5 protein-coding genes are annotated in these 4,098 nt (G+C 64.7%); all 5 read left to right on the top strand.

Annotated features, from left to right (window positions below; genetic code table 11):
• The first annotated feature begins 439 nt into the window (after positions 1–439).
• The 5 genes from ACIQ7H_RS21920 (at position 440) to ACIQ7H_RS21900 (ending at position 3,976) form a co-directional block, all read left to right on the top strand.
• Complete coding sequence (locus ACIQ7H_RS21920; protein WP_395795577.1) at positions 440–1,978, top strand: trypsin-like serine peptidase; 1,539 nt, start codon at positions 440–442, stop codon at positions 1,976–1,978.
• A gap of 306 nt (positions 1,979–2,284) precedes the next feature.
• Positions 2,285–2,626 carry a YciI family protein gene (locus tag ACIQ7H_RS21915; protein ID WP_395795575.1) on the top strand — a complete coding sequence of 114 codons (342 nt, stop codon included), beginning with the start codon at positions 2,285–2,287 and terminating at the stop codon, positions 2,624–2,626.
• A 96-nt stretch (positions 2,627–2,722) separates the two neighbouring features.
• A complete protein-coding gene (locus ACIQ7H_RS21910) occupies positions 2,723–3,142 on the top strand; it encodes a hypothetical protein (RefSeq protein ID WP_395795573.1) in 420 nt (139 codons plus the stop codon).
• A 133-nt stretch (positions 3,143–3,275) separates the two neighbouring features.
• Positions 3,276–3,716 carry a DUF3052 domain-containing protein gene (locus tag ACIQ7H_RS21905; protein ID WP_395795571.1) on the top strand — a complete coding sequence of 147 codons (441 nt, stop codon included), beginning with the start codon at positions 3,276–3,278 and terminating at the stop codon, positions 3,714–3,716.
• A 95-nt stretch (positions 3,717–3,811) separates the two neighbouring features.
• A complete protein-coding gene (locus tag ACIQ7H_RS21900) occupies positions 3,812–3,976 on the top strand; it encodes a hypothetical protein (RefSeq protein WP_395795569.1) in 165 nt (54 codons plus the stop codon).
• The last annotated feature ends 122 nt before the right edge of the window (positions 3,977–4,098 follow it).

Below are 4,098 nucleotides of genomic sequence, written 5' to 3'. Positions count from 1 at the left end.
GGTTCGAAAGAGCCTTGGGCGAGTCGAAGAATCAAAATAGGTGAGCGATAGCAGGCTGAAGGTCCGAAAAAATCGGCTGGGGACCGCCCAGGGCTCAGTTGGTCGCGTTGTTCAGAGCTTCCTTAGACACGCGCGTGTCGCCGCGCGGGTCCGCTGCCTGCATCGGCCGGAGGCCTCCACCGTGCCGTGGCCTCCGGCAGACTTGGGCTTGTCGACGCATTCAATGCGTGGTCCCGTCGGTGCCGCAGGCCGAATCCGCATCGGTTGACCGCAGTGTCGACACAGCAGCGTTCTTCGCGTTCTGGGCTCGGCCGGCGGCAGGACGGCGCGCAGCTCAGATAGTCACCGATGATGAAGCTCCGTAGACTCGCGCACCGACGCCAAGCATCGAATGATCGCGCTTGGCGCCTCGCTGCCCACACGCCAAAGGGGAACCTGCATGCGCTCACGTCATTATCTGCTGCCAGCTGCCATCGCCCTGTTCGTCGCCGCGCCGGCCCATGCCGGGGATGGCAACCGACCGGCCAGCGCTTACCAGATCGAAAAAGCGTCCTTGATCGAGGCGCCGTCCATGCGCCTGCCTCCGCTCGATCGCGACGCCTTGGCCGCGACCGATGCCCTGACCGACGGCAAGGGCCGTCCATGGCGCTTTGCACGGCCGGTCGATGTGATGGTTTCCACGACCGATGCCGGGCGCTGGACGCGCGACGCCGACGGCGAGCGCTGGACGTTGGCGATCGACGCCGGAGATGCCGTGCACCTCAACTTCGGGTTCTCGCGGTTCGACCTTCCACCCGGGGCGCAGCTCCGTGTGTTCTCCCCCGACGGGTCACTGCAGCTGGGCCCGTACACGCACGAGGACGAGTTGCCGCACGGCCAGTGGTGGACACCGCTGATGCCGGGCGGCCAGGCTGTGCTGGTGCTGGACGTGCCCACCGATCAGCGCGGGGCCGTCGACCTGGTGCTGCAGCGCGTGGGTCAGGGTTACCGTGGCTTCGGTGCGATCAATCCGCGGCAGAAGTCCGGCTCGTGCAACATGGACGTTGCCTGCCTTGCCGCCGGCGACCCCTGGAACGCCCAACGCCGCTCGGTCGCGCGCTTGCTGATCGGTGGTGCCGGCCTGTGCACCGGCGGGCTGATCAACAACACCGCCAACAATCGCCGCATGCTGTTGTCGACGGCATCCCATTGCGGGATCACTGCGGCCAACGGGGCTCAGGTGGTGGCGCTGTTCAACTATGAAAGCGCGAGCTGCCGCACGCCGGGTTCAGCAGCCAGTGGAACGGTAGTGCCCGAGCCATCCGGCGGCGTACAGAGCCTGGCGTGGATCGCCGGCAGCAGTAACCCCTTCAACACGCAACCCACCCCCACCGGCCCGACCGGCGACCGCACTGATTGGACGCTGATTGAACTCAGCACGCCACCGAATCTGGCAGCACTCAACGTGCACTGGGCAGGCTGGACTCGCTCAGCCACCGCACCGACCTGCAGCGTCCCGGCAGCGCCCAGCGAAACCGCGGGCCTGTGCGCGTCGATCCATCACCCGTCGGGCGATGAAAAGCGCATCACCTTCGCGCAGACCAATATGACCACCGGCAACATCGCCACGGCAACGCAGGCACACTGGAACGTTGCCTGGGACCCGAACCCGCCGCTCGTGCCCGGAATCCAGCCGCCGCCGATCTCTGTCACACCCGGTGTGACCGAACCTGGCTCATCCGGCAGCCCGCTGTTCGATTCATCCCGTCGCATTGTCGGCGTGCTGAGCGGCGGACCCTCCTTCTGCGGCGCCACGGGCGGTAGCCTGGCCGACCTGTACGGCAAGCTGTCGATCGCGTTTTCGGGCACCGTGGTGAGCGGCAGCCCCACCATTGCAAGCGTGCTCGACCCAGGCACCACCGGTGCGGTCACGCTCGATGGCATTGACGTCGAGGCAACCACGGAACCGCCGATCTTCGCAAACGGTTTTGAATCATAGGTATCGGTTCCACGCAGTCCAAAGCGTGTTGGCGGTGCTCACCGGCTCGGATCAGTCGCTCGGATCGAGACAGGCATCAATCAGCTCTCGCGCCAATCAGAAATGACGGGGACAGCGCCATCGATTCGCAGGTTTTCGGCAAGTGCCGCGAATGATGCCTGTCCCCGTTCGCGTTCCGAGGCGGTCGGGGACGTGTCGATCCACCCGAGTCAAGCCTGGACGGGCGATTCAGTACCGTGTCCGGCCCGGCTTGCGCATGTCGCTTCCACCGGCCAGGATCAGGCCCAAGCTGAAATGATCGACACCATGACCAAGTACCTGATCCCCTTCCCCAGCGCCGCGATGGTCGTGGCCGATGATGACTGGGATGCGGTCGTTCGCGATTCGCATGCCGTCATTGAAGAGGCGAAAGTCGCCGGCGTGTATGTGTTTGGCGGTGGCATCGACGAGAGCGTGCCGCTGGTGCGGGTGTCGGCTTCGGGCGCTGTTGCCGAGGGTGGATATCCCTGGGGGCCTGCGCTCAATGGCGGTTTCACCGTGCTTGAGTTGCCTTCGCGCGATGCGGCTGTTGAATGGGCGGCGCGGATTGCCAAGGCGTGTCGCTGTGACCAGGAGTTGCGGGTGTTCGGGTACGACCCGCAGTCCTGAGCGCGGGGCGAGCGCGCTGTAGGCGGGCGGCCAAGTGTTCATTCAAGCCGATGTCGCCTTTCAGCACGGATCAATTCAATCGCGGGAGCCCACTGCATGCTGTATCGATATCTGATGGGGCTGGGTTTGCTGATCTGCTGGGCCGCGGATGCATCTGCCGCCTGTTCGCACACCTTGCGCGGCATTTCTTCGGAATTCGACATCGTCATCAGTGATGGTGCCTGCAGCTATAGCAGCGTGATGATCCTGGTGATCCCACTTAAGGCAGCGGAGGGCGATTCCGAGAACGACGAGTCGCCTGAGCCGATTCCGTTCGATTCGCAATGCAGCTTCGAAGAGGATGTGGCGATCACCTGCAAGGCGGACGGCGTCACGCCCTTGGCAGGTGCCATCTACAGGGCAGTAAAAGAGCCCGATCCCGTCTGCGGGACGGGTCCAGAATTCGGATATAGCTGCGTCTCCGGCTGTGAGAATGGAGCGCTCGCGTATATCCGCTGGGAGCCCTACGAGTGCTGAGCGGGTGACGCGATCAGGTAGCGCGTGTGGGGCGTCGGTCAGTCCGCAGCGCTACGACGTTGCTGGATGATGCGTTCGGTCAGATGGCTGGGAGAACTCCGATGAGCCTCGATGTCCAAGCTCGCTGCTGCGCTTGCTCACGGCGCTCGCTGCCATGACGACTGCGAATACGCCCGGGTACTCCGGAACACCGCTTGCGCGCAAGCTCGGCATCAAGGAGGCGCATCGGGTATTGCTCCTTGACGCTCCGGACGGATATCACCAGCTGCTGGCTCCACTGCCAGCCTCGGTCGTCTTCGTGAGCGAGGCCGACGCAGGGGTCGATATCGCTCACGTGTTTGTGTCCCGGCGTGAGGACCTGGAGCGCTTTCTGGGCGATTTCCGCGGGGCGCTCAGGCCCGTTGCGGCACTGTGGATCTCGTGGCCGAAGAAGTCGTCCAAGGTTCCAACAACGATCACCGAGGACACGATCCGGGCCTTGGCCTTGCCGCTCGGCTTCGTGGACATCAAGGTCTGTGCGGTCACCGAGATCTGGTCCGGGCTCAAGCTGGTGGTTCGCAAGGGGCTTCGCTGAGCATTCGACCTGATCTCCGAACAGCGCTGGTCGTCCATACTCGATCGCCCTCGCCCACCCCGCATCCAGATCTTCAGGCCGCATCCGGGACACGCATGCTCAACGCCAGCTCGATCCTGCTCATTGTCGCGGCGGCGCTGAGTGCGTTGGCCGCTGTGGCACACCTCGCCTGCATTGCGCTCGGCCCCGCGGCCTACCGCTTCATGGGCGCCGGAGAGAGGATGGCGCGTGCCGTTGAAGCCGGCAGCATCCGCCCGTAAGCGTCCGCCCACCCCACCTACCGCCGTGACCTCATCACGCCGACCCTGACAACCATTCCAAACGGAGGAGTGGTGCGATGCGGTGTTCAGCGATGTGGGGTTGGCAAGCGCATGTGCGCTCG

The organism is Aquimonas sp. (assembly GCF_044377145.1).
Classification (GTDB): Bacteria; Pseudomonadota; Gammaproteobacteria; order Xanthomonadales; family Xanthomonadaceae; genus Aquimonas.
This window is presented reverse-complemented; position numbering and strand designations above follow the sequence as displayed.

Coding starts and splice junctions, on each gene's coding strand:
- ACIQ7H_RS21920 (WP_395795577.1), top strand. CDS start 440: ATGCGCTCACGTCATTATCTGCTGCCAGCTGCCATCGCCCTGTTCGTC.
- ACIQ7H_RS21915 (WP_395795575.1), top strand. CDS start 2,285: ATGACCAAGTACCTGATCCCCTTCCCCAGCGCCGCGATGGTCGTGGCC.
- ACIQ7H_RS21910 (WP_395795573.1), top strand. CDS start 2,723: ATGCTGTATCGATATCTGATGGGGCTGGGTTTGCTGATCTGCTGGGCC.
- ACIQ7H_RS21900 (WP_395795569.1), top strand. CDS start 3,812: ATGCTCAACGCCAGCTCGATCCTGCTCATTGTCGCGGCGGCGCTGAGT.